This window comes from Enterobacter cloacae complex sp. S3 (genome assembly GCF_014930495.1).
GTDB lineage: Bacteria > Pseudomonadota > Gammaproteobacteria > Enterobacterales > Enterobacteriaceae > Enterobacter > Enterobacter asburiae_B.
In genome coordinates this window covers 1-748 of the sequence record NZ_JADBRD010000090.1, presented here as the reverse complement: position 1 = coordinate 748, position 748 = coordinate 1, and the positions used below count along the sequence as shown (strand labels likewise).

Genomic DNA, 748 nt, shown 5'->3' with positions numbered 1-748 from the left:
TCGTTGATGATGCCTTTCGCTTCCCGCCCGGCCTGCAGGTTGGGGTTGTTCTGGATAAGCCCGCCCAGCTGGGTCCGGGTTAAGCGGTCCGTGCCGTTGTTGAGGATAAGCCCCTCGCTGCCGACGTTATACTCGCCGAACTGGTTATGCGAAATGCCCGCCCCGTTGGGCGTGGCGATGTTGACGACCGGCACCCCGTTCCCGGCCCTATCCACCGTGGTCTGCCCGGCCGGCGTGAGCGCCGCCGCGACGGCGGGTGCCACCGGCTGCCAGACCATCAGGCCGCAGACAATCCAGCTGATCAGACGCTGCGAGAAACGAACGGGTGGGTGACGGGTATCCATAGTCGTAGAGTCTCTTAAAGCATGAAGGCAATGCGCCAGTTAACGCTCACATGATCCGGGCCGAGCCAGTCGGGGTAGCGCAGGGGCGTGCCGACCGAAATCTGGCTGCTGTACCCGCGTCCTGCGCTGCTCAGCCCCACCGAACCGCCCCACAGCGTGCCGGAGGCAAAGCGGTCCTGACGGTCTTTTTCCAGCCAGCCGCCGTCAACGGCGACCGTTGCGCTTACCGCGCCAATCACCGGGAGGGTGAAGAGGGAATACCCCAGCTCGTTACGCCAGTAGCCGCCGTTGTCCCCGGACAGGTACTGTTCTTTAAAACCGCGTACGGAGCTTTCCCCGCCGAGCGTCAGGCGCTCGGCGCCGTACAGCCGGTCGGGCGACCACTGGCCGTAGGCGCTGGTCAG

The 748-nt window shown here is 65.1% G+C and carries 1 protein-coding gene and 1 pseudogene; both read right to left on the bottom strand.

Features of this window, described 5'->3' with window-relative positions:
• Window positions 1-344, bottom strand: a pseudogene (locus tag IM317_RS23550) (filamentous hemagglutinin N-terminal domain-containing protein); the annotation flags it as partial.
• A gap of 14 nt (window positions 345-358) precedes the next feature.
• A partial coding sequence (locus IM317_RS23545; RefSeq protein WP_227010981.1) for a ShlB/FhaC/HecB family hemolysin secretion/activation protein occupies window positions 359-748 on the bottom strand: 390 nt, incomplete at its 5' end.